Raw genomic sequence first — 22,881 nt, 5'->3', positions numbered from 1 at the left:
GGTACGCCGTAGGTACGGCGCGGAAACCGCCGCGACGCGCGCGAATGCGCCGTGGTTGTCGGGGGCAGGGTCCGGCTAACGTCTCACCACGGCGGGACGCCCGGCGCGGCGCGTCCCCTCCGATACGTATGTCCCTTGCGAAGGTGGAGCACGTGAAGGCAATCCGTCGGTTCACCGTCCGCCCGGTACTTCCCGAGCCCCTCGGCCCGCTGAACGACCTGGCCCGCAACCTGCGCTGGTCCTGGCACACGCCGACCCGCGAACTGTTCGAGGCCGTGGACCCCGAGGGGTGGCGCGCGGCGGGCCACGACCCGGTGCGGCTGCTCGGGGCCGTCTCCGCCGGGCGGCTCGCCGAACTCGCCGCGGACCGGGACTTCCTCGCCGGACTGGACGCGGCCGCCGCCGACCTCGACGCCTACCTGAACGGCGAGCGCTGGTACCAGCGGCGGGACGCGGGTCTCACCGGGCCCGCGGACGAGGCGGCGGGTGGGCCGGGCGGCGAGCTGCCCGCCGCCGTCGCGTACTTCTCGCCCGAGTTCGGCATCACCGCGGCCCTGCCGCAGTACTCGGGCGGCCTCGGCATCCTCGCGGGCGACCACCTGAAGGCGGCGAGCGACCTGGGCGCGCCGCTGATCGGTGTCGGGCTGCTCTACCGGCACGGCTACTTCCGCCAGTCCCTGTCCCGCGACGGCTGGCAGCAGGAGACCTACCCGGTCCTCGACCCGCACGAGCTGCCGCTGACCTGGCTGCGCGCGCCGGACGGGACGCCCGTCCTGGTGGAGCTCGCGCTGCCGGCCGGCCGGGTGCTGCGCGCCCGCGTCTGGCAGGCGCAGGTCGGCCGGGTGCCGCTGCTGCTGCTCGACTCGGACGTCGAGGAGAACGGGCCCACCGAGCGCGAGGTGACCGACCGGCTCTACGGCGGCGGCAGCGAGCACCGGCTGCTCCAGGAGATGCTGCTCGGCATCGGCGGGGTGCGGGCCGTGCGCGCGTACTGCAGGCTGACCGGGCACCCCGAGCCCGAGGTCTTCCACACCAACGAGGGCCACGCGGGCTTCCTCGGCCTCGAACGCATCCGCGAGCTGATCGCGGCGGACGCCGGGGGCACCGGCTTCGAGGCGGCGCTCGAAGCGGTCCGCGCGGGCACGGTCTTCACCACCCACACCCCGGTGCCCGCGGGCATCGACCGCTTCGACCGCGGCCTCGTCGAGCGCCACTTCGGCGAGGACGGCGAACTGCCGGGGGTCGACGTGGAGCGGGTACTCGGCCTCGGTCTAGAGACCTACCAGGGCGGCGACCCCCACCTGTTCAACATGGCCGTGATGGGGCTGCGGCTCGCCGGACGGGCCAACGGCGTGTCCACCCTGCACGGCGCCGTGAGCCGGGAGATGTTCGCCGCCCTCTGGCCGGGCTTCGACGCCGACGAGGTGCCGATCACCAGTGTGACCAACGGTGTCCACGCGCCGACCTGGGTGGCCCCCGAGGTGGCCGCACTGGGGGCCGGGAAGATCGGCGCCGAGCGGGCCGAGCAGGCGCTGAGCGTCGGCGGCTCCGGCCGGTGGGACGCCGTCGGGGAGATCCCGGACGAGGACGTGTGGCGGGTGCGGCGGGCGTTGCGCGGGCAGCTCGTCGAGGAGGTGCGCGGCAGGCTGCGCGCCTCGTGGCGGCAGCGCGGCGCGGCCGCGGCGGAGCTCGGCTGGATCGACTCCGTGCTCGACCCTGACGTGCTGACCATCGGCTTCGCCCGCCGGGTGCCCTCGTACAAGCGGCTGACGCTGATGCTGCGGGACCGCGAGCGGCTGACGCGGCTGCTGCTCGACCCCGAGCGCCCGGTGCAGATCGTGGTGGCGGGCAAGGCGCACCCGGCGGACGACGGCGGCAAGCGGCTCATCCAGGAGCTGGTGCACTTCGCGGACGACCCGCGGGTGCGGGAGCGGATCGTGTTCCTGCCCGACTACGGCATGGGCATGGCGCAGAAGCTCTACCCGGGCTGCGACGTCTGGCTGAACAACCCGCTCCGCCCGCTGGAGGCGTGCGGCACGAGCGGCATGAAGGCCGCGCTGAACGGCTGCCTCAACCTCTCGGTCCTGGACGGCTGGTGGGACGAGTGGTACGAGCCGGACTTCGGCTGGGCGATCCCCACCGCCGACGGGTCGGCGGCGGCGGACGAGAACCGGCGCGACGAGCTGGAGGCCAACGCGCTCTACGAGCTGATCGAGAACCGGATCGCGCCGCGCTTCTACGACCGCGGCGGCGACGGCGCGGGCCTGCCGGGCCGGTGGATCGAAATGGTCCGCCGCACCCTGGTCACCCTGGGGCCGAAGGTGCTCGCGGGCCGGATGGTGCGGGAGTACGTGGAGCGGCTGTACGTGCCGGCCGCGCTGGCGCACCGGCGGCTCGACCCGGAGGCGGCGGCCGAGCTGGCGGCGTGGAAGTACCGGGTGCGCACGCTGTGGCCGTATGTCTCGGTCGACCATGTGGAGGCCGCCTCGGCCGGCGCGGCCGGCGGCTCGGCCGAGCTGGGCGCCACGCTGTCGCTGCGGGTGGGCGTGGGCCTCGGAGAACTGCGGCCCGAGGACGTCGAGGTGCAGGCGGTCGCCGGACGGGTCGGCTCCGACGACGCCCTCGCGGACGCGCAGGCGTTCCCGCTGAAGCCCGCGGGCGGTGCCGACGGCGAGGGCCGCTGGGTCTTCGAGGGGCCGCTCGCGCTGGACCGCACGGGCCCGTTCGGCTACACGGTGCGGGTGCTGCCCGCGCACCCGCTGCTGGCCAACGGCGCCGACCTCGGCCTGGTCGCCCTGCCCGCGGAGGCGGCGGGCGAGCACGCGGGCGTGCTGCTGCGGTAGCGCGGGGCGCGTCGGCGGGCGCGGTGCGCCCCGGGGCCCGGGCCCCGGGGCGCACCGCTGTCGTGTGCCGCCGCAGCGGGTGCCCGGAGTGCGGGCAGGGGTGCGTGGCTCAGCGGCTCGGGGCCCCAACGGACCAGTAAAGGTACGGACCTTGACGCGTGCTGTGCGGCGGCTCTACCTTCCCTGCCAACACGTTCACAACTTCACCCGGCGTTCATGTGGATGAACGACTGGTCGCCTGCCGGGCGGAGTTGCGGCATCCCCGCACCGGAAGGCATCCCCACATGCGCACCGGAAAGACCTCGCGCCTCATCGGCCTCGGCACCGCGCTCGCCGGTGTCACCGCGGCCCTCTGCATGGCGCCCGCCTCGGCCACCACCACGGGCGCGGCCCACCCCGCGGGGGCGCCGGCCGTGGCCGCCGCGCCCGCGGCCTTCGTCCACCCCGGCGTCAACCTGAACACCGCACAGCTGGACTTCGTGCGGAGCAAGGTGCAGGCGGGGGCCCAGCCCTGGAAGTCCGCCTACGACCAGATGGCGGCGAGCCGGTACGCCGACCTCAACCGCACGCCGAAACCGCGCGCGAACGTGGAGTGCGGCTCGTACTCCAACCCCAACAACGGCTGCACCGACGAGCGCCAGGACGCGATCGCCGCCTACACCGACGCGCTCACCTGGTACATCACCCGCGACGACCGCTACGCGCAGAAGGCGATCCAGCTGATGGACGCCTGGTCGGCGACCATCCAGCAGCACACCAACTCCAACGCCCCGCTCCAGACCGGCTGGGCGGGAGCCTCCTGGCCCAAGGCCGCGGAGATCATCAAGCACGTGTACGGCAACTGGCCGGGCGAGGGCCGGTTCGACACCATGCTGCGCAACGTCTACCTGCCGAACCTCATCAAGGGCTCCAACTCCAACGGGAACTGGGAGCTGACGATGATGGAGGCGGCGGTGAGCATCTCCGTCTACCTCGACGACACGACGGACTACGACACCGCGATCTCCAAGTACCTGACCAGGACCGCCGCCTACGTCTACCTGCCGTCGGACGGCGACCTGCCGAAGACGGTGCCGAGCCAGAACCTCGACACCCGCGACAAGATCGTCTCCTACTGGCAGGGCCAGTCGACGTACAACGCGTCGATGGCCGGTGTCACGCAGGAGACCTGCCGCGACTTCACGCACACCGGCTACGGCATCTCCAACATCGGCCATGTCTACGAGACGGCCCGCATCCAGGGCCAGGACCTCTACCCGCAGGTCGGGGAGCGGCTGCGGCAGGCGCTCGGCTTCCAGGCGAAGTTCGAGACGAAGGCCGCGTCCAAGCCCTCCGACCTGTGCCCGGGCAAGAGCCTCACGCTCGGCCTCGGCCCGATCACCGAGGTCGGCTTCAACGCCCTGCACACCCGCAAGGGCATCGCGATGACCAACACGCAGGCCCTGACCGAGTCGCAGCGTCCGGCGGGCTCGAACGACCTGTTCGTCGCCTGGGAGACGCTCACCAACGCGGAGAACCCCAACTAGTCGGCGTCGCACGAGCCGTGGCCTGCCGTCCGCCCGTACCTCGCCTACGGGACGGGCGGCGGGCCACGCGGTGTTCAGGCGGAGAGCGCCAGGGGCTCCCTGCGGGCCTGGGCCACCAGGCGGAGGCAGTCGGCCGGGTTGTCCCGGACCGGGCGGCGGACGACGTCGGCGCCCATCGCGCCGACGACGTCGAGGCGGTGGTGGTAGAGGCCGAGCAGGACCCGGACCAGCGGGCGGTAGTCGGCAGGGACCTCGGCGACGACCCGGCCCGCCGCGAGCAGCGTCGTGCGGGCCCTGTCCGCGGTGGCGAGCACCAGCTCGCGCACGGCGGGTGTCGCGCGGCCCTGCTCCAGGTCGGCGCGGCTGACGCCGAACCGCTCCAGGTCCGTGCGCGGCAGGGCGAAGCGGCCCTCGGCGACGTCCGAGGTCAGATCGGTCAGCAGGTCCGTGCGCTGGCAGGCGTCCGCGACGAGCCGGCAGGACGCGGCGAAGTCGTCGTCCGGCACCAGGTTCGGGGTCAGGCCGGTGCTCAGCATGATCCCCGGCCAGGTCAGCGTGTCGATGTAGCGCTGGTACGCGGCCTCGTCGGCGAAGCCGGGGAACTCCAGGTCGATCCTGGTGCCCTCCAGATAGGTGTCGAACCAGTGCCTCGGCAGGCCCGCCTCGCCCGCCGAGTGCACGAACGCCCGCAGCAGCGGGTGGTGCGAGTCGCCCGTGTCGAGGGCCCTGGTCACATGGCCCGTCCAGGCGTCGAGCTGCCGCACGCGGTCCGCGGGGGAGCCGTTGTCGCAGACGTCGTCGGTGAAGCCGAGCATGGAGGCGCCGGTCAGCGCGTGCGGCAGGAAGCCGGCCGGGGCCTGGAGGCGCACCACGCCGTACAGGGCGGGCTCCCGCCGCCGCAGATAGCGCGCGGCGGCGGTGTAGTCGGCGCGCAGCCCGGCGGACCGCACCCCCGCGAGATCCAGACAACGACGCCACGAACGCACGGACCGACTCCAGGAGGTGAGGGGGCCTGGCCCGGTCGCGGGCCACGGACACCGCCCAGGGTAACCAGCGCCGGCGGCGCGTCCGCGCACGGCGGAGCCGACCGGGTCGGGTGGACCCGGTCGGCTCCGGTGGCGCGCTCCCCGCGGGTACCGGGGAGGAGGGGCCTACGGGCGGGCGCCCACGTTGACGGCGGCCCAGGCGTTGGCCACCGCGGTGTACTCGGCCGACCCGTTGCCGTACAGGTCGGCGGCTGCGGCGAGGGTGCCCGTGCGGGCCGCCGCGTAGTTGGTGTTGCTGGTGAACTTGGTGCTGAGCGCGCGGAACCAGATCTGCTCGGCCTTGTCGCGGCCGATGCCGGTCACCGGCTTGCCGTCCGACGTCGGCGAGTTGTACTTCACGCCGCCCACGGTCTTCGCGCCGCTGCCCTCGGACAGCAGGTAGAAGAAGTGGTTGGCGACACCGGACGAGTAGTGCACGTCGAGCCTGCCGGTGCTGGAGGACCAGTAGTCGGCGGAGGCGCCGTCCTTGCTCGGCTGGTCCATGTAGCGCAGCGGCGAGCCGTCGCCGTTGATGTCGATCTTCTCGCCGATCAGGTAGTCGCCCGGGTCCGTGGTGTTGTTGGCGTACCACTCGACGGCGGTGCCGAAGATGTCCGAGGTGGCCTCGTTGAGGCCGCCGGACTCGCCCGAGTAGACCAGGCCCGCGGTGGCGGCGGTGACGCCGTGGGACATCTCGTGCCCGGCCACGTCGATCGCGGTCAGCGGCGCCTTGTTGCCCGCGCCGTCGCCGTAGGTCATGCAGAAGCAGGAGTCGTCCCAGAAGGCGTTGACGTAGCCGCTGCTGTAGTGGACCCGGGAGTACGCGGCGACACCGTTGCCCTTGATGCCGGTGCGGCCGTGCACGTCCTTGTAGTAGTCCCAGGTCAGCCCGGCGCCGTAGGCGGCGTCCGCGGCGGGCGTCTCGGTGTTGGTGCCGACGCCGTTGCCCCACACGTCGTCGGGGCCCGAGAAGAGGGTGCCCCTGCCGCTGGTCGCGCGGTTGAGGTTGTACGTGTTGTGCCCGCCGCGCGGAGTGTCCGTCAGCTGGTAAGCAGAGCCGGACTTCACGGAGTTGACCGTGACCTGGCCGCTGTACTCGGTGTTGCCCACACCGGTCTCGATGCCCTGCCACTGGAAGATCTTCTCGCCGGTGGCGGCGTCGGTGACGACGTGCAGCTGGTTGGGCGTGCCGTCCTCCTGGAAGCCGCCGACGACCGTCTCGTACGCGAGGCGGGGCGCGCCCTGGGCCATCCACACGACCTTGCGGGGCGCGGCGTCCGGCGCGCTCTGGGCGGAGCCGGCGGCAGCGGCGGCGCTCAGCGCCTGCCTGCTCGCGGCGGCGGGCGCCACGTCCGCGGTGGTGGAGACCCCCGTGAGGGACGCCTTGGACGCCTTGTCGACGGACTTCGTGGCGCCGGCCGACGAGGTCGCCACGACCATGTCGCCGCCGAGGACGGGCAGCCCCTGGTAGGTGCGCTCGTAGCGGGTGTGCGTGGTGCCGTCCGCGTCCTGGACGACGTCCTTGACCACCAGCTTCTCCTGCGGGCCGAGCCCGAGCTGCCGCGCCTGTGCGGCGGTGCCGTTCTCGGCCTCGGCTATCAGCCTGGCGTGCAGCGAGGGAGTGAGCTCGCGGGGCAGGGCGCCGGGCCTGGCGTCCTGGCCGGCCGCGACCAGCGCGGCGGGCGCGGTGCCCTGGACGCTCGACGCGCCCGCGGAGGCGGTACCGGTCTGGAGGGCGGCGGCGAGGAGGGCGGCCGCGGCGACGGCGGCACCGGTGGTCACGGCGCGGCGTTTGGGCGTGGATCTCACGCTGTCTCCTTGTGCGAGGGGGGTTGCGGACGCGGGGTCGGCGCCCGTCGTCCGGCGGAGTTCTTGGCGTGGGCATGAAGAACTTTTGCCGAACGCAGGAAGACTCGCAGGGGAGTGATGTTGTTGTCAGGAGCGCGTCAATTTGTTGACCGGAAAGCGACGGTCGTGTTCGAACGCCCGGACGGGAGCGGGGTGTTGCGGCGCTGTTACAGCCCCCGTGCGTCCCCGGGGGAAACGGTGCGCAACCCGGACACAGCGGCGCGGCCCCGCGGCCCCCGCACACCGCGGAGCCGCCCCCGCACACCTTCCTGTGCGACCGAAAGAATCCGGCCGCGCCGGATGGCGGGACGACCGGCCGGCGCGGCCCGCGGCGGCACCCGGGCAGGGTGGGGCGCGGCCCGCGGCGGGACCCGCGCCCGGGGTCAGGCCAGACTCTCCTGCCATGCCCGGTGCAGGCCGGCGAAGCGCCCTGTGCCGGCGGTCAGTTCGGCCGGGGAGCCGTCCTCGACGATGCTGCCGTCCTCCATCACGAGCACCCGGTCGGCGATCTCCACCGTGGAGAGCCGGTGCGCGATCACCACCGCGGTCCTGCCGCGCAGCACCGTGTCCATCGCCCGCTGCACGGCGCGCTCGCCGGGGATGTCGAGCGAGCTCGTCGCCTCGTCCAGGATCAGCACCGCGGGGTCGGCGAGCAGGGCACGCGCGAACGCCACCAACTGCCGCTGCCCCGCCGAGATCCGGCCGCCGCGCTTGCGCACGTCCGTGTCATAGCCGTCGGGCAGGCCCGCGACGAAGTCGTGTGCCCCGATCGCCCGCGCCGCCTCCTCGACCTCGGCCCGCGACGCGTCGGGGCGGCCGATCGCGATGTTCTCCGCGATCGTCCCCGAGAAGAGGAACGCCTCCTGTGTCACCATCACCACACCGCGCCGCAGCTCGGGCGTGTCCAGGTCGCGCAGGTCCACGCCGTCGAGCAGGACACGGCCCGACGTCGGGTCGTAGAACCGGGCGAGCAGCTTCGCCAGCGTCGACTTGCCCGCGCCGGTCGCGCCCACGACGGCGACGGTCTGGCCCGCGGGGATCCGCAGCGAGAACGGGCGCAGCACCTCGCCGCCCGTCCGGTAGCCGAAGCCCACCCCCTCGAAGACGACCTCACGGCCCGGCACACCGGTGCCGCGCGGCGGCAGCGGGCGCGGCCCGGCCGCCTCGGGAACCCCGGGCTCCTGCGCGAGCAGCCCCGCGATCTTCTCCAGTGAAGCCACCGCCGACTGGTAGGAGTTGAGGAACATCCCGAGCCGGTCGATCGGGTCGTACAGCCGCCGCAGGTAGAGCACGGCGGCGGCGAGCACGCCGAGTTCGAGCGTGCCGCCCGCCACCCGGTACGCGCCCCACAGCACCATGCCCGCGATCGCGGTGTTGGCGATCAGCCGCGAACCGATCACGTACCGCGCCATCTCCAGCAGCGCGTCGCCGTTGCTGCGCTCGTGGCGCCGGTTGAGACCCGCGAACTCCGCGTCGTTGACGGCCTCGCGGCGGAAGGCGCGCACGGGCCTGATGCCGTTCAGTGTCTCCGCGAACTTCACGATCACCGCTGCGATCGCGGTGGACCTGCGGCCGTACACCCGCCCCACGCGCCGCCGGTAGAGGCGCACCATGAGGGAGAGCGGCACGAAGGACAGCACGGCGAGCCCGCCGATGCCCGGGTCGAGCCAGAGCAGTGTGCCCGCGATGTACACGAACGACAGGATGACGGCGACCAGTTCCTGGAGGCCGTCGCCCAGCAGCTCGCGCAGCGACTCGACGTCCGTGGTCGAGCGGGAGATCAGCCGGCCCGACGTGTAGCGCTCGTGGAAGTCCACGCTCAGCGCCTGCGCGTGCCGGAAGATCCGGTCCCGCAGGTCGAACAGGCCCGCCTGGCTCACCCGCGTCGACGACTGGATGAACCCGTGCTGGAACCAGCCCGCGAGCACCGCGCTCAGCGCGTATCCGACGCCGACCGCGACGAGCGGTCCGTACCGCCCGTGCCGCAGCGCGGGCACCGCGTGGTCGATGGCGTACGCGACGAGCAGCGGGCCCGCCTGCGCCGCGGCCTGCTGGACCAGCAGCAGGACGACGGTGAGCGCGACCCCGCGGCGCAGCGGGCGCAGCAGCGAGCCGAGCAGGGCGCGGGTCGCGCCGGGCGGCGCGGGCAGCGCGTCCCGGTCGAACGGGTCCGCCTGCCCCGCGGCCGCCGCGGCGGCCGCGGGGCCCGCGCCCTCGGGCCGGCTGCCGCCTGGCACCTCGGTCGTCGTCGGCGTGCTCATCGTGCCCCCTCCTGGTCCGAGAGGACCCGCTCGTCTGCGGTCGCGTCCGCCCCGGACCCGGCCGCCGCCTCCGCCTGCTGGGCCGGCATCGCGGGCGCCGCGCCCGTGGCCGGATCGTGCGCTGCCGGGTCCTGCGCTGCCGGGCCTTGCGCTGCCGGGCCTTGCGCTGCCGGGCCTTGCGCTGCCGTGTCGTGCGCTGCCGGGTCCTGCGCGCCCCCCATCAGCCAGGCGTATTCCGCGTTCTCGCGCAGGAGTTGCTGGTGGGTGCCGACCGCGGTGATCCGGCCGCCCGACAGCAGGGCCACCCGGTCGGCGAGCAGGACCGTCGAGGGGCGGTGCGCCACCACCAGCGCGGTCGTGCCGCTCAGCACCCGCCGCAGGGCGGCCTCCACCAGCGCCTCGGTGTGCACGTCGAGCGCCGAGAGCGGATCGTCGAGCACCAGGTAGCGTGGCCTGCCGACCACCGCCCTGGCCAGCGCGAGGCGCTGGCGCTGGCCGCCCGACAGGCTCAGGCCCTGCTCGCCGACCTGGGTGTCAGCGCCCTGCGGCAGCGCGTGCACGAAACCGGCCTGCGCGATGTCGAGTGCCCGGTCCAGATCGCCTTCCGTGCCCGCTGTTCCCTCCGTTCCCTCCGTTCCCTCTGTTCCTTCCGTGTCTGCCGTGTCTGCCGTGTCTTCTTCGTTCATGCCCATCAGGACGTTCTCCGCGGCGCTCGCCGAAAAGAGAGTGGGCTCCTCGAACGCCACCGACACCAGCCGCCGCAGCCGCTCGCGCGGCATCAGCGCGATGTCCTCGCCGTCCAGCGTGATGCGGCCCGCCGTGACCTCGTGCAGGCGCGGCACGAGCGCGGTCAGTGTCGTCTTGCCCGAGCCCGTCGCGCCGACGAGCGCCATGGTCTCGCCGCCGCGCACCTCAAGGTCGACCCCGTCGAGCACGGGGGCGGCGTCCGCCGGGGCGTCGGGATAGCGGAAGACCACGCCTTCGAAGCGCAGCCCGCCCGGCCGGGCGCCCGCACCCGGCGCACCCGGGACGCCTGGGACGCCCGGGACGGCGCCGGCGTCCTGAGCGGGCCCGGGGGCGGGCGCGTCCGCCTCCTCCGCCGCGTCCATCGGCTCGAAGAAGCGCTCCGTCGCGGTGGCGGCCTCCTGGCTCATCGCGAGCATGAAGCCGATCGACTCCACCGGCCAGCGCAGCGCGAGCGCTGTCGAGAGGAAGGCGACCAGGGTGCCCGCGGAGAGGCCGTCGTCCGCGACCTGCACCGTGCCGAGGACCAGCGCCGCCGCGATGGCCAGTTCGGGGACGACCGTGATCACGGCCCACAGCCGTGCGAGCAGCCGCCCCTTCGCCAGTTCCGTGACCCGCACCCTCGCGGCGAGCTCCCGGAACGCCTGGGCCTGGCTGCGGTGGCGGCCGAAGCCCTTCACGATCCGGATGCCGAGCACGCCCTCCTCGACCGCCGTGGTCACGTCGCCCACCTGGTCCTGGGCGCGCCGCGCCACCAGCGCGTACCGCGTCTCGAACAGCGAGCACACGATCATCAACGGCAGCACGGGGATCAGCAGCACTAGGCCGAGCGACCAGTCCTGCACCAGCAGGATCACACAACCGACCAGGATCGTGGTGCCGTTGACCAGCAGGAACGTCAGCGGGAACGCCAGGAACTGACGCACCAGCATCAGATCGGTCGTCCCCCGCGACAGCAGCTGCCCCGAGGGCCACCGGTCGTGGAACGCGACCGGCAGCCGCTGGAGGTGCCGGTACAGGTCGGCACGCATCGCCGCCTCCACCCCGGCGAGCCGGCGCGCCACCAGCCAGCGCCGCAGGCCGAAGAGGCCGGCCTCCGCCACCCCGAGCAGCAGCAGGTACAGCGCCCCGCGCCAGATCCCCGCCGAGTCCCCGTCCCTGACCGGGCCGTCGACCATCCACTTGAGCACCAGCGGGAAGACCAGGCCGATGCAGGACGCCGCTATGGCCACCACGGCGGCCCCGCCGAGCCGCGCACGCACCGGTCGGACGTACGGCCACAGCCGCAGCAGCGATCTCACGGCCGACCGTTCACCGGCGGCTGACAGATTCTTGGACATCCGGCCGACACTACGGGCCCGCGCCGGCATCATTCACGCGGTTTTCCGCCGGATCAGGGCGGCCCCGCGCCACCGCGCACCGTGTCCCGCGGGGCCGGGGCGGATCCGCCGACCGGGGCCCGCGTCAGCCGATCGGGCCAGCGGCTGTGCGACCGGGTCGCCGCCATCGACGTCGCAGGCCCTCGACCAGGCCGCGCGGCGGGGGAGACGTGCGCCGAGAGAGGCCATACCGCGTTCGTCGAGACGCGCCGGGAGGATGCCTTCCGCCGGGGCCCGCCGGCCCCCTTCGCCCGCCCCCGGCACGGCGTCTCCGCGGCCGTGGCGCCCGGCCCGATGGGCCGTAAGGACCCGCGGGTGGCGGGCCCCCGTCGCACCGGCCCGCTCAACTTCCCTGCCCGCCCGCACCGTTGCGCGGGGCCGTGCCCGTGCCCGGGGCCCGCAGCAGCAGGAGGGAGCGGGGCGGCACCGCGAGGGGGGCACCTCCCGGGTGGCGGGTGCCCGGCTCGTCCCCCTGGTCCTCCCGCGAGGTGTCGAGCACCAGCTCGTACCCCTCGGCCCACGGTGGCCCCGGCAGCAGGACGTCCACGGGCTCGTGGCCCGCGTGCAGGACCGCGAGGAACCCGTCGTCCGGCGCGCCCCGGCCCGGGGCGCCGTCCCCGGAGAGGAAGAACACCAGCGTGCACGCGGGCCCGTGCCAGTCGTCCTGCGTCATCTCCGCGCTGTCCGGCCTGAACCACGCAAGGTCGGGCGGCCCGCCGGAGACGCGGGGCCGCCCCGAGAAGAACTCCCGCCTCCGCAGCACCGGATGGGCCGCGCGCAGCCGCAGCAGCCGCGCCGCCAGCGCCCGCAGCGCGGCCCAGCCGGGGTCGCCGAGCAGCGACCAGTCCACCCAGCCGGTCTCGTTGTCCTGGCAGTACGCGTTGTTGTTGCCGCCCTGGGTGCGCCCCATCTCGTCGCCCGCGACCAGCATCGGCACGCCCGCCGAGAGCAGCAGCGTGGCGAGCAGGTTGCGCAGCTGGCGGCGGCGCAGCGCCGCCACCCGCGGGTCGTCGCTCTCGCCCTCCGCGCCGCAGTTCCAGGACCTGTTGTCGTCCGTGCCGTCCCTGTTGCCCTCGCCGTTGGCCTCGTTGTGCTTGCGCTCGTACGAGACGAGGTCGCGCAGCGTGAAACCGTCGTGCGCCGTCACGAAGTTGACCGAGGCGTACGGGGCGCGCCCTTCCCGCTCGTACAGGTCGCTCGACCCGGAGACCCGGGTGCCGAGCTCCCGCACGTCGGGCGCGGCGCCCCGCCAGAAGTCCCGCACCGCGTCGCGGTAGCGGTCGTTCCACTCCGACCACGGCGGCGGGAACGCGCCCACCTGGTAGCCGCCGGGCCCCACGTCCCACGGCTCCGCGATCAGCTTCACGCGCCGCAGCACCGGGTCCTGCGCGAGCACCGCGAGGAACGGTCCCGCCATGTCCACCCCGCCGCCGGCCGACCTGGCGAGGGTGGCCGCGAGGTCGAAGCGGAAGCCGTCCACGCCCATCTCGGTCACCCAGTACCGCAGCGAGTCCGCGATCAGCCGCAGCGCCGCTGGTCGCGCCGCGTCCAGGGTGTTGCCGCAGCCCGTGACGTCGGTGTAGCGGCGGGCGTCCTGCTGGAGCCGGTAGTGCGCGCGGTTGTCGACGCCGCGCAGCGACAGTGTCGGCCCCAGCTCGCCGCCCTCCGCCGTGTGGTTGTAGACCACGTCGAGGATCACCTCGATGCCCGCCGCGTGCAGCGCGCGCACCATCCGGCGGAACTCGCCGACCTGCTCGCCGCGGGTGCCGCAGGCCGCGTATCCGGCGTGCGGGGCGAACCAGCCGATCGGGTTGTAGCCCCAGTGGTTGGTCAGGCCGCGCCGCAGCAGATGGTCCTCGTGGGCGAACTGCTGCACCGGCAGCAGCTCCACCGCCGTCACCCCGAGCTCCCGCAGGTGCTCGACCGCCGCCTGGTGCGCGAGGCCCGCGTAGGTGCCGCGCAGCTCCTCGGGCACCCCGGGGTGGCGCCTGGTGAAGCCCTTCACGTGCAGTTCGTACAGCACGGTGTCGGCCCACGGCGTGCCGGGCCGCAGCCACCCGTCCGCCGCCTCGGGCACGCCGTCCGCGACCACCACGCCCTTCGGCACGAAGGGCGCGGAGTCCCGCTCGTCGCGCACCGTGTCGGCGACCTGCCGCTGCGGCCAGTCCCGCACGTGCCCGTACACCTCGGGCGGCAGCCGGAACTCGCCGTCGACGGCTCGCGCGTACGGGTCGAGCAGCAGCTTCGCCGGGTTCCACCTGGCGCCCGTCCACGGGTCCCACCTGCCGTGCACCCGGAAGCCGTAGCGCGCACCCGCCCCCACGCCCGGCAGGAAGCCGTGCCAGACGCCCTCGGTGCGCTCCGTCAGCGCGTACCGCGTCTCCTGCGCGCCGGGCCCCTCGCCCTCGAAGAGGCAGACCTCCACCGCCTCCGCGCCGCCCGCCCACAGGGCGAAGCCGGTGCCCGCGGCGCCGCCGGGGCCCGTGCCCACCCGGGCGCCCAGCGGCTCGGGGCCGCCGGGCAGCACCGACCGCGGGTCGCCGTACCGGTGCGGGCGGCGCCCGGCCGCCGCCGCGGGCGCGCCGGCCCGCCCGGCCGCCCGGGTCCACTCGTCCTGCTCGGCTGCGCTCGCCACCTGCCGGCCTCCCGCGGCTCGTCGGCCCCTGGGGGCCCGCGCGGCGGCCCCGCGCGGGCCGCCCCCTGTCGTGCTCGTCGTCCCCCGTGTTCTTCCCCTCAGCGGCCCCGCCCTCACGTGCGGCCGGGTGGCCCTGCGCCGCCCCACGTTTCCCCCGGGGCCCGGCCGTCGTTGGGCGGGACGTGAGACAGCTATCGCAGCGGGCCGCAGCCCGCGCCGCCGCCCTCGCCCTCGCCGCCGCCGCGCTCCTCACGGGCACCGTGGGCTGCGACGGCGGCCCCGCCGGCACGGCGGGCAAGGACGGAGCGCCCCGTGCGGCCTCCGCCGACTCCATCCGCGTCACACCGCGCGACGGCGCCAAGGGCGTCGGCCGGGGCGACCGCATCAGCGTCACCGTCCCCGAGGGCCGGCTCGAACGCGTCGCGGTCCGGCAGATCGAGGCCGCCGACCCCGTCGACCTGCCCGGCCGGCTCTCGGGCGACGGGCGCACCTGGACGCCGCTGCCCGGCGCCCACCCCGCGCTCGCCGCCAAGTACGGCGTCGACGCGGTCACCGTCGACGACGGGGGCCGCCGCGCGGCCCGGCACACCACTTTCACCACCGAGGTCCCCGCGCACCGCTTCATCGGCTACTTCACCCCGGAGAACCGTGCCACCGTGGGCACGGGCATGATCGTCTCCATCGACTTCAACCGGCCCGTCAGGGACCGCGCGGCCGTGCAGCGTGCCATCACCGTCACCGCGCGGCCCGCCGTCGAGGTCGCCGGCCACTGGTTCGGCGACCGGCGGCTCGACTTCCGCCCCGAGCACTACTGGCGGCCCGGCACCGGGGTCACCGTCGCGATGAACCTCAGGGACGTCCAGGCGGCGCCTGGCGTGTACGGCATCCAGCACAAGACGGTCGGCTTCACCGTGGGCCGCTCCCAGGTCTCCACCGTGGACGCCGCGGCGCACACGATGCGCGTGCGCGGCGAGGACGGCCGGCTCCTCGCCACCCTCCCGGTCACCGCGGGCGCCCCGAACCGCACCACGTACAACGGCAAGATGGTCGTCTCCGAGATGTACGACGTGACCCGGATGAACGGCTCCACGGTCGGCTTCGGCGGCGAGTACGACATCAAGGACGTGCCCCACGCCGTACGCCTGACCACCTCGGGCACCTTCCTGCACGGCAACTACTGGGCCCCCGCCGAGACGTTCGGGTCCCGCAACACCAGCCACGGATGCGTCGGGCTGCGGGACGTCAAGGGCGGCAGTTCCTCCACCCCCGCGGGCTGGTTCTTCGACCGCACACTCATCGGCGACGTCGTGGAGGTCGTGAACTCCGCGGACCGCACCGTCGCGCCGGACAACGGACTCAGCGGCTGGAACCTGGACTGGCCTGCCTGGAAGCAGGGTTCGGCCATCTGAGTGGGGGAATACGTCCTTGTCGTCGGGGGGTCGTCGGGGGGTCGTCGGGGCGTGGTCGGGGCGTCGTCGGGGACGCGCCGGGCGGTCCCCGGTTGGGACCGAACGGTGACAATCAGGTGAACGCGGCGCCGTATTCGGTGTGATTATCTATCGCCAGGCGCGTGCGTTCGACACGTGCGGGAGTGCGGGCCGTGGCGGGGGCCAGGCCGTGCGAGGGGAGACGACCGACGTGAAGCAGCCACCTGTACGGCCGGGGCGGCGGCCCGGCGAAGCGGCGGGGACCCGGGCGCGACGGCGCTCCCGGCGGGGTGCAGGGCCGCTCGCCCTCGTCGTCGGCGCGCTGTTGTTCGCCGCGACCGCCTGCGGGGGCGGCGGTACGGGCAAGGACGGCGGCGACGACGGCAAGGCGCCGGCCGGCGCGGGCGCGTCGACGGTGAAGGACGACGCCCCGCAGGCGGTGGTCAGGGTCGCGCCGTCCGACGGCGCCACGTCCGTCGCGACGACCGGCGCGCTGCGGGTCCGCGTCGAGCGCGGCACGCTGACCGCGGTCACGGTGCGCGACGCGAAGGGCGCGCGGGTGGCGGGCAGGCTGTCCGCCGACGGCACGAGCTGGCAGCCGAGCGGGCACCTCGCCGCGTCCACCAGGTACGCCGTGCACGCCACCGCGAAGGACGCCAGGGGCCGGGTGTCCGCGAAGGACACCACGTTCACCACGCTCACCCCGAAGAACACCTTCATCGGCTACTACACGCCCGAGGACAAGTCGACCGTCGGCGTCGGCATGCCCGTCTCGCTCAGCTTCACCCGCGGCATCACAGAACCGGAGGCCGTGGAGAAGGCCGTCACGGTCACCACGGACCCCGCGGTCCCCGTCGAGGGGCACTGGTTCGGCAACGACCGCCTCGACTTCCGCCCCGAGCACTACTGGAAGCCCGGCACCAAGGTCACCGTCAGGCTCGACCTGGACGGCGTGCAGGGCAGGCCCGGCGTGTACGGGACGCAGGCCAAGACGGTCAGCTTCACCGTGGGCCGCAGCCAGGTCTCCACGGTCGACGCGGCCAAGCACACGATGAAGGTCGTGCGGGACGGTAAGCAGATCCGGCAGATCCCGGTCAGCGCGGGCGGCCCCGGGCACACCACCTGGCAGGGCGAGATGGTCATCAGCGAGAAGGACCCGGTGACCAGGATGGACAGCCAGACCGTCGGCCTCGGCGGCGAGTACGACATCCCGGACGTGCCGCACGCCATGCGGCTCACCCAGTCGGGGACGTTCATCCACGGCAACTACTGGGCCGCGACGAGCGTCTTCGGGTCGCAGAACACCAGCCACGGCTGCGTCGGCCTGCACGACAGGCGCGGCGGCGGCCACAACGGCACGCCGGCGTCGTGGTTCTACGACAACTCCCTCATCGGCGACGTGGTCGTCGTGAAGAACTCGCACGACAGGACCGTCGCGCCGGACAACGGCCTCAACGGCTGGAACATGTCCTGGGCCGACTGGAAGAAGTGAGGCAGGGGGCCGCCCGCGCGGGCGGCCCCCCGGCGGACCCGGAGCCCCGCGGGCGGGCGCGCCGGGTCCGCCGTCGTTAGCGGGCGTTAACCTGCCTCGTATGGCAACGGTAACTCTCGAAGTGTCCGGCGGCGTCGGCACGATCCGGCTCGACCGCCCCCCGATGAACGCGCTCGACACAGACGTACAGGACCGCATCCGTGACCTCGCCCGGGAGGCGGGGGAGCGCGCGGACGTGCGCGCGGTGATCCTCTACGGCGGTGACAAGGTCTTCGCGGCAGGCGCCGACATCAAGGAGATGCGCGCCATGGACCACGCCGCGATGGTCGTGCGCTCCCGCGCCCTCCAGGAGTCCTTCACCGCGGTGGCGAAGATCCCCAAGCCGGTGGTCGCCGCGGTCACCGGCTACGCGCTCGGCGGCGGCTGCGAGCTGGCGCTCTGCGCCGACTACCGCATCGCCGCCGACAACGCGAAGCTCGGCCAGCCGGAGATCCTGCTCGGCCTGATTCCCGGTGCGGGCGGTACCCAGCGCCTGGCCCGGCTGATCGGCCCCTCGCGGGCCAAGGACCTGATCTTCACGGGCCGTCAGGTCCGGGCCGACGAGGCGCTCGCCCTCGGCCTGGTCGACCGGGTGGTCCCCGCGGGCAGCGTCTACGCCGAGGCGCAGCAGTGGGCGGAACGGCTGGCGAAGGGGCCTGCGATCGCGCTGCGCGCGGCGAAGGAGGCCGTGGACGCGGGCCTTGAAACCGACCTCGACTCCGGCCTCGCGCTCGAACGTACGTGGTTCGCGGGCCTGTTCGCCACGGAGGACCGCGAGCGCGGCATGCGGTCGTTCGTGGAGGACGGCCCCGGCAAGGCGCAGTTCCTCTGACGGCGGTGCGCGGGGGCCCGCGGCGGTGTCCCGGCAGGGTGCCGCGCGAGCCCCCCGCGTGCGCCCGGCGCATGCTCCGGCGCAAACCCCCTGTGACCCCGGTACCGCCCCGGGGTGGCCGCGCGCGCCGGTTCAGCTTCCGGACGTACCGGCCGCCGCGTGCCTTAAGCGGAACTTAACGGCGGGCCGTCTCGCGGGCCGCTCATCACTCGAAATCCAGGCGTATAAGCAGGTCGGACGGGGTGTCGAAGGGGCCGTTCTGCCATTGGCATATGCCGATGCAATTGCGCGGAATCTCGCGTTCCGGGGGTGGAATCCTCCGGAACGGCCACGCGGCGCCGTCCGGACGGCCATGATGGGAGGCATGGCGGGCCTGGAGAACGTAGAGCAGCCGCGGTGGCTTGGCGGTGCGGTCACCGTGCGGCGGACGCCGGCCGTCGAGGACGACCAGGCGCTCCAAGCGCTGGAGTTGTACGGCGACCCGACCGAGGCGGAGGTGCGCCTCGCGTCCCTCCCGGAGTCGGCAGCGGTGGCCCGCCGCATCACCCACGGCGTCGTCCTGCGGCGGTGGTCGCTCTCCCCCGACCTCGCGGAACACGCCGTCCTGCTCGTCTCGGAACTCGTCGGCAACGCCGTGCGCCACACCGGCGCCCGGGTCTTCGGCCTGCGGATGCTGCGCCGCAGGGGGTGGATCAGGATCGAGGTGCGCGACCCCTCAAGGGGCCTGCCCTGCCTGATGCCCGTACAGGCGACGGACGTCAGCGGGCGCGGCCTGTTCCTCGTCGACAAGCTCGCCGACCGCTGGGGCGTGGACCTGCTGCCGCGCGGCAAGAGCACCTGGTTCGAGATGCGCCTCCAGGACCGCTGAACACCGCGGCGGGCTCGCGCCGGCGCCGGCGCGGCCGGGCCCGCCCGGCGTACGGCGCCGGGCGCCGGGCACACGCTCAGAGGTCGGGCCGGGCTTTGTCCGCGCTTTGCCAGGGCGGGGGAACTGCCAGGTCCGGGCCGTCGTCCCTGTAGATGTCGGACGTGCGGCAACGTGTGTGGTGCGAGCGGGAGCTGAGGTAATGGGCGTGGGCATAGGCCAGGGCAAAAGGGGCATCGGGGCGGTACTGCTTGCCGGTGCGCTGCTGGTCGGGGCGACCGCGTGCGGGGGGAATCCGGCCGCGGACGCCTCGGGAGCGTCCGACGGCAAGGGAAAGCCGGCGAACAGCGCGTCGGCGAAGCCGAGCCCGTCGAAGCCGGCCGCGCCCGCGATGCTGCTCGACACCATCACCCCGCGCGGCGGCACGGTCGGCGTCGCCCAGCCCATCTCCGTGGTCTTCAGCAACCCGGTGGCCCAGTCGGCGCGCGCCGACGTCGAGAAGCACCTCAAGGTGACGACGTCGCGGCCGGTCACCGGCGCCTGGCACTGGTTCAGCGACACCCGGGTGGACTTCCGCCCGCAGGACTACTGGGCGAGCGGCACCAAGGTCGGCGTCGACGCGCAGATGACGGGCGTCAAGAACGGCAACGGCCGGGTGGGCGTGCACGACTACCGGCACTCCTTCACCATCGGCGACGACGTGGAGGCGAAGGTCTCCGTGCCCGACCACACCATGACCGTCACCAAGAACGGCGCCAGGGTCCGCACCCTGCCCATCGACGCGGGCAGCCCCCAGTGGCCCTCCTGGGACGGCACGATGGCCGTCATCGACAAGGCCGCAAAGGTCCACATGACCTCCTGCAGCGTCGGCATCAGCTGCACCAAGGGCGCCCCCGACTACTACGACGAGACGCTGCCGTGGGACGTGCACCTGACGACGTCCGGCACGTACATCCACTACTCGGACGGCGACCCGTACCCCGGCCACAGCTACGGTTCGCACGGCTGCGTCCACCTGTCGATGGCCGACGCCAAGTGGTTCTACCACTACGTCAAGCCGGGCGACCCCGTCACCATCACCGGCTCCCCGCGCGGCAAGGCACCGGGCGACAACGGCTACGCGGACTACAACCTCTCCTGGAGCGACTGGCTCAAGTCGAGCGCCTCGGGCACCGTCACCACGGCCACCGCCTGATCAGCGGCTGCGCTCGCGGGGGCGGGGCCCCTCGCCCGGGTCGTCGGACGCGGCGGCCTGCCCGGCGGGGCGGGCGGCCGCGTCCGCGCGGGCCCTGCGGCGGCGGCGCACATGGCGCAGGACCAGCAGGACGAGCGCCGCGGCCACGACGGCCGCGAGGACCAGCTCGTACCGCTGGATCTGCGGGTAGACCGTGTCCAAGTGCTGCCCCGCCACATAGCCCACGCCCGACCACGCGCCCACCCACAGGACCGCGCCCAGCGCGTTGAACAGCAGGAAGCGCCGCCAGGGCATCAGGGTCATGCCGGCGATGATCCCGTTGGCCTGGCGCAGGCCGTCCACGAAGCGGGCGACCGTGACGATCTTGCCGCCGTGCCGCTGGAAGAACTCCTCGGCCTTCTTCACCCGCTCGGGCGTCAGCAGTACGTACTTGCCGTAGCGGTCCACGAGCCGGTGCCCGCCGAAGCGGCCGATCGCGTAGCCGACGTTGTCGCCGAGCACGGCCGCCACCACGGCGATCGCCACGACCGCGACCATGTTGAGGCGGCCGGCCCCCGCGTACACGGCCGACGCGATCAGGATCGTCTCGCCCGGCACGGGGATGCCGAAGTCCTCAAGGAACAGCAGCCCGCCGACCGCCAGATAGCCCCAGTGGTCGAGGACGGGCGCGATGCCGCCGAGGACACCGGGCAGGTTCGGCGGCGCGTCCGCCAGCGGCACGGTGCGCCTCCTTCGCTCGGGCCGCGGGGCGCGGGACCCTCCGGCGGCGGTGGTCGCCGCGACGGACATCGCGGGACGTACCGCTCCTCACCGTAACGCCTCGGACCGCGCGGCCGCGGTCCGAGGCGTTCCCTGGTGGGAGGGGCCGGGCGGATCAGCCCACGGTCAGCGCCGTGTCGTCGAGCACGAAGGATGTCTGGAGCTTCGACCCCTCCGTCCCGGTGAAGCGCAGCGTCACGCTCTGCCCGGCGTACCCGCCGAGGTCGGCGGTGTGCTGCTGGTAGCCGCTGGCGGCGTCGGCGTTCGACCAGCTGCCGACCGTGTCGGGCACCGCCCCCGGGGCGCCGACGACCTGCACTTTCAGCGTGTCGTATGCGGTGCTGCCGGTCTCGGCGGTGTCGATGTGCAGCCAGTAGCTCAGCCGCGCGGCGCAGTCCGCGGGCAGCGCGAGGGTCTGGGAGAGCGTGTCGGTCGTCGCCGCGCCGTAGCCGTCGAGCCATGCCTTGTACGAGCCGGACCGCGCGGCCTCGTCCGCGCTGTCGGTGATCACCTTGGCGGAGGCGTTCCAGCCGGTGGCGCCCGACTCGAAGCCGGGGTTGGCCAGCAGCTGGCGGGCGTCGCAGTCCCCGCCCGGGGGCGGCGTCGTGCCACCGCCGCCTGCCGAGCCCTCGCCGGAGAGCCACGCGGTGGCATTGAGCGCGAGCGCCGCGTTGGTGCCGTCCGGGTCGTTCCAGCCGTCATACAGGGTGTCGCCCGGATGGCCCGTGCCGTCGTCGATCGGTGAGCTGTCGCCCCAGACCGCCACCCGGCCGCTGCCGAAGGTGCTGGTGACGAAGAAGGCGCCGGTGGTGCCGGAGGTGTTCGCACCCGCCTTCCACAGCAGGCCCTTCACGTCCGGGTTGTCGCCCGGGTCGAGGGTGAAGGTGGTGCCGTCCGCGATGGTGGACCCGGTGACCTTGCCGAAGGCGCCGTTCAGTACCGGGTTCGCGCTGTCGCTGATGGCGCGCGGGGTGCCGGAGGAGATGTCGACCGAGTCGACGGAGAAGCCGAAGGGGTCGGTGTCGTCGACGCCGTTGTCCGTCATCAGGTCGTTGATGACCTTCGGCGAGTCGTAGCCGTCGTTGTTGCGGTCGCTGCCGGTGTGGTCGGAGACGAGGAAGAGGCCGCCGCCGCCTTGCACGAACTTCATGATCGCGGTCTTCTCGGCGGCCGTGAACCGGATGTTCGGCTCGGGCAGCACGAACGTGTCGAAGTTCTTCAGGTCGAGCGCGCCGGAGCCGCCGTAGGTGATGGAGCTGCCGGACGGCAGGGTGTCGAGCGTGTAGTCGCCCGTCCGCTGGAGCGCGACGCCCCACGAGGAGAGCGCGCCGGTCCAGTCCGTCTCCGCGGACGGCGAGGGATCCTCGCCGAGCGGGTCGGGCTGGCTGGTGGAGACGACCCAGTCGGCGTTGCCCGCCGTCTCGGCCTCCGTGTTGTCGAACAGGACGCGGTGCGCGGCGGCGCGCGGCGCGGCCGAGGCGGCCACCGGCGCGGCCTGTGCCTCGGCGAGCGCGCCCGTGGCGAGCATGCCGAGCGAGGCCAGCGCGGCGGCGGCCAGTCGGGACGTGCGGGCTCTGAGCATCGGTCGACCTCCGTGTGGGGCGGGGCGGGCGATCCTGCGGGTACGGGCCGCCGCCGCACGCGCGGCGGCCTGGGCGCGCCGCGCGTGCGGAGGGCGTGGGGATACTCTGCGCGCGTAGACCCGTCCGGGGGAAGACCGCCTCGGCCACCGCAGGTGAACGCCGTAGGCGTGCGGGTCTGGCCCCTCGCCGCCCTGCCCCGGTCAGCGGCGGGCGTAGCGGACCGCGAGCCCCGCCGTGACGCCCATCGCCACCAGCGAGCTCACGATGCCGTACACGGTGCCGAGCACTGCCCAGAACACGGTCAGCCCGGCGAGCAGCAGGGTCCCGAGGGCCGCGGGGTTCTCGAACAAGGCCTCGGCGGCCTGCCGCCCCAGCCGCCGCCCCGCGCTCAGCGCGCGCGTCACGGAGTTCATTCGTCCATGATGCGC

Annotated in this window: 15 protein-coding genes; 7 read left to right on the top strand and 8 right to left on the bottom strand. The window is 73.9% G+C overall.

Going from position 1 to position 22,881, the window contains the following annotated elements; translation table 11 throughout:
* Positions 1 to 152: 152 nt before the first annotated feature.
* Both glgP and ABEA77_RS08345 read left to right on the top strand, forming a co-directional pair.
* Positions 153 to 2,843, top strand: a complete 2,691-nt coding sequence (gene glgP, locus ABEA77_RS08350) for an alpha-glucan family phosphorylase (RefSeq protein WP_345643341.1) — start codon at positions 153 to 155, stop codon at positions 2,841 to 2,843.
* Between the two features lie 284 nt (positions 2,844 to 3,127).
* Complete coding sequence (locus ABEA77_RS08345; RefSeq protein WP_345643337.1) at positions 3,128 to 4,369, top strand: alginate lyase family protein; 1,242 nt, start codon at positions 3,128 to 3,130, stop codon at positions 4,367 to 4,369.
* Between the two features lie 74 nt (positions 4,370 to 4,443).
* On the opposite strand, the gene ABEA77_RS08340 is transcribed toward ABEA77_RS08345, so the two are convergent.
* The 5 genes from ABEA77_RS08340 to glgX form a co-directional block, all read right to left on the bottom strand.
* Positions 4,444 to 5,355, bottom strand: a complete 912-nt coding sequence (locus ABEA77_RS08340) for a squalene/phytoene synthase family protein (RefSeq protein WP_345643335.1) — start codon at positions 5,353 to 5,355, stop codon at positions 4,444 to 4,446.
* A gap of 165 nt (positions 5,356 to 5,520) precedes the next feature.
* A complete protein-coding gene (locus ABEA77_RS08335) occupies positions 5,521 to 7,203 on the bottom strand; it encodes a M4 family metallopeptidase (protein ID WP_425588230.1) in 1,683 nt (560 codons plus the stop codon).
* A gap of 422 nt (positions 7,204 to 7,625) precedes the next feature.
* Positions 7,626 to 9,503: an ABC transporter ATP-binding protein gene (locus tag ABEA77_RS08330; protein WP_345643334.1), complete on the bottom strand. Its 1,878-nt coding sequence runs from the start codon at positions 9,501 to 9,503 to the stop codon at positions 7,626 to 7,628.
* Entirely contained in the window at positions 9,500 to 11,587 is a 2,088-nt protein-coding gene (locus ABEA77_RS08325) for an ABC transporter ATP-binding protein (protein ID WP_345643332.1), read from the bottom strand. Before ABEA77_RS08325 ends, ABEA77_RS08330 begins: the two co-directional genes overlap by 4 nt.
* Positions 11,588 to 11,969: 382 nt before the next feature.
* Entirely contained in the window at positions 11,970 to 14,261 is a 2,292-nt protein-coding gene (gene glgX / locus ABEA77_RS08320; RefSeq protein ID WP_345643329.1) for a glycogen debranching protein GlgX, read from the bottom strand.
* Between the two features lie 182 nt (positions 14,262 to 14,443).
* Here glgX and ABEA77_RS08315 point away from each other — a divergent pair, with 182 nt between their 5' ends.
* The 5 genes from ABEA77_RS08315 to ABEA77_RS08295 all read left to right on the top strand — a co-directional run bounded on the left by ABEA77_RS08315 (position 14,444) and on the right by ABEA77_RS08295 (position 20,111).
* Positions 14,444 to 15,670: a L,D-transpeptidase gene (locus ABEA77_RS08315; RefSeq protein WP_345643326.1), complete on the top strand. Its 1,227-nt coding sequence runs from the start codon at positions 14,444 to 14,446 to the stop codon at positions 15,668 to 15,670.
* A 229-nt stretch (positions 15,671 to 15,899) separates the two neighbouring features.
* Positions 15,900 to 17,180, top strand: a complete 1,281-nt coding sequence (locus ABEA77_RS08310) for a L,D-transpeptidase (RefSeq protein WP_425588229.1) — start codon at positions 15,900 to 15,902, stop codon at positions 17,178 to 17,180.
* Positions 17,181 to 17,280: 100 nt separating this feature from the next.
* Positions 17,281 to 18,051 carry an enoyl-CoA hydratase/isomerase family protein gene (locus tag ABEA77_RS08305; RefSeq protein WP_345643325.1) on the top strand — a complete coding sequence of 257 codons (771 nt, stop codon included), beginning with the start codon at positions 17,281 to 17,283 and terminating at the stop codon, positions 18,049 to 18,051.
* A gap of 355 nt (positions 18,052 to 18,406) precedes the next feature.
* Positions 18,407 to 18,919 (top strand): ATP-binding protein, encoded by a 513-nt coding sequence (locus ABEA77_RS08300; protein WP_425588232.1) that lies wholly within the window; start codon positions 18,407 to 18,409, stop codon positions 18,917 to 18,919.
* Positions 18,920 to 19,118: 199 nt separating this feature from the next.
* The gene (locus tag ABEA77_RS08295) at positions 19,119 to 20,111 is read left to right on the top strand and encodes a L,D-transpeptidase (protein WP_345643319.1); all 993 of its coding nucleotides are present in this window, start codon (positions 19,119 to 19,121) and stop codon (positions 20,109 to 20,111) included.
* Here the strand turns inward: ABEA77_RS08295 and ABEA77_RS08290 are convergent, their stop codons facing one another.
* The 3 genes from ABEA77_RS08290 to ABEA77_RS08280 form a co-directional block, all read right to left on the bottom strand.
* Positions 20,112 to 20,831: a DedA family protein gene (locus ABEA77_RS08290; protein WP_345643316.1), complete on the bottom strand. Its 720-nt coding sequence runs from the start codon at positions 20,829 to 20,831 to the stop codon at positions 20,112 to 20,114. It abuts the gene before it with no gap.
* Positions 20,832 to 20,985: 154 nt separating this feature from the next.
* Complete coding sequence (locus ABEA77_RS08285) at positions 20,986 to 22,452, bottom strand: hydrolase (protein WP_345643314.1); 1,467 nt, start codon at positions 22,450 to 22,452, stop codon at positions 20,986 to 20,988.
* Between the two features lie 201 nt (positions 22,453 to 22,653).
* A complete protein-coding gene (locus ABEA77_RS08280) occupies positions 22,654 to 22,866 on the bottom strand; it encodes a hypothetical protein (RefSeq protein ID WP_345643311.1) in 213 nt (70 codons plus the stop codon).
* Positions 22,867 to 22,881 lie beyond the last annotated feature (15 nt).

Origin of the sequence: Streptomyces tremellae (assembly GCF_039540215.1) — a bacterium.
In the GTDB taxonomy this organism is placed as follows: domain Bacteria; phylum Actinomycetota; class Actinomycetes; order Streptomycetales; family Streptomycetaceae; genus Streptomyces; species Streptomyces tremellae.
This window is presented reverse-complemented; position numbering and strand designations above follow the sequence as displayed.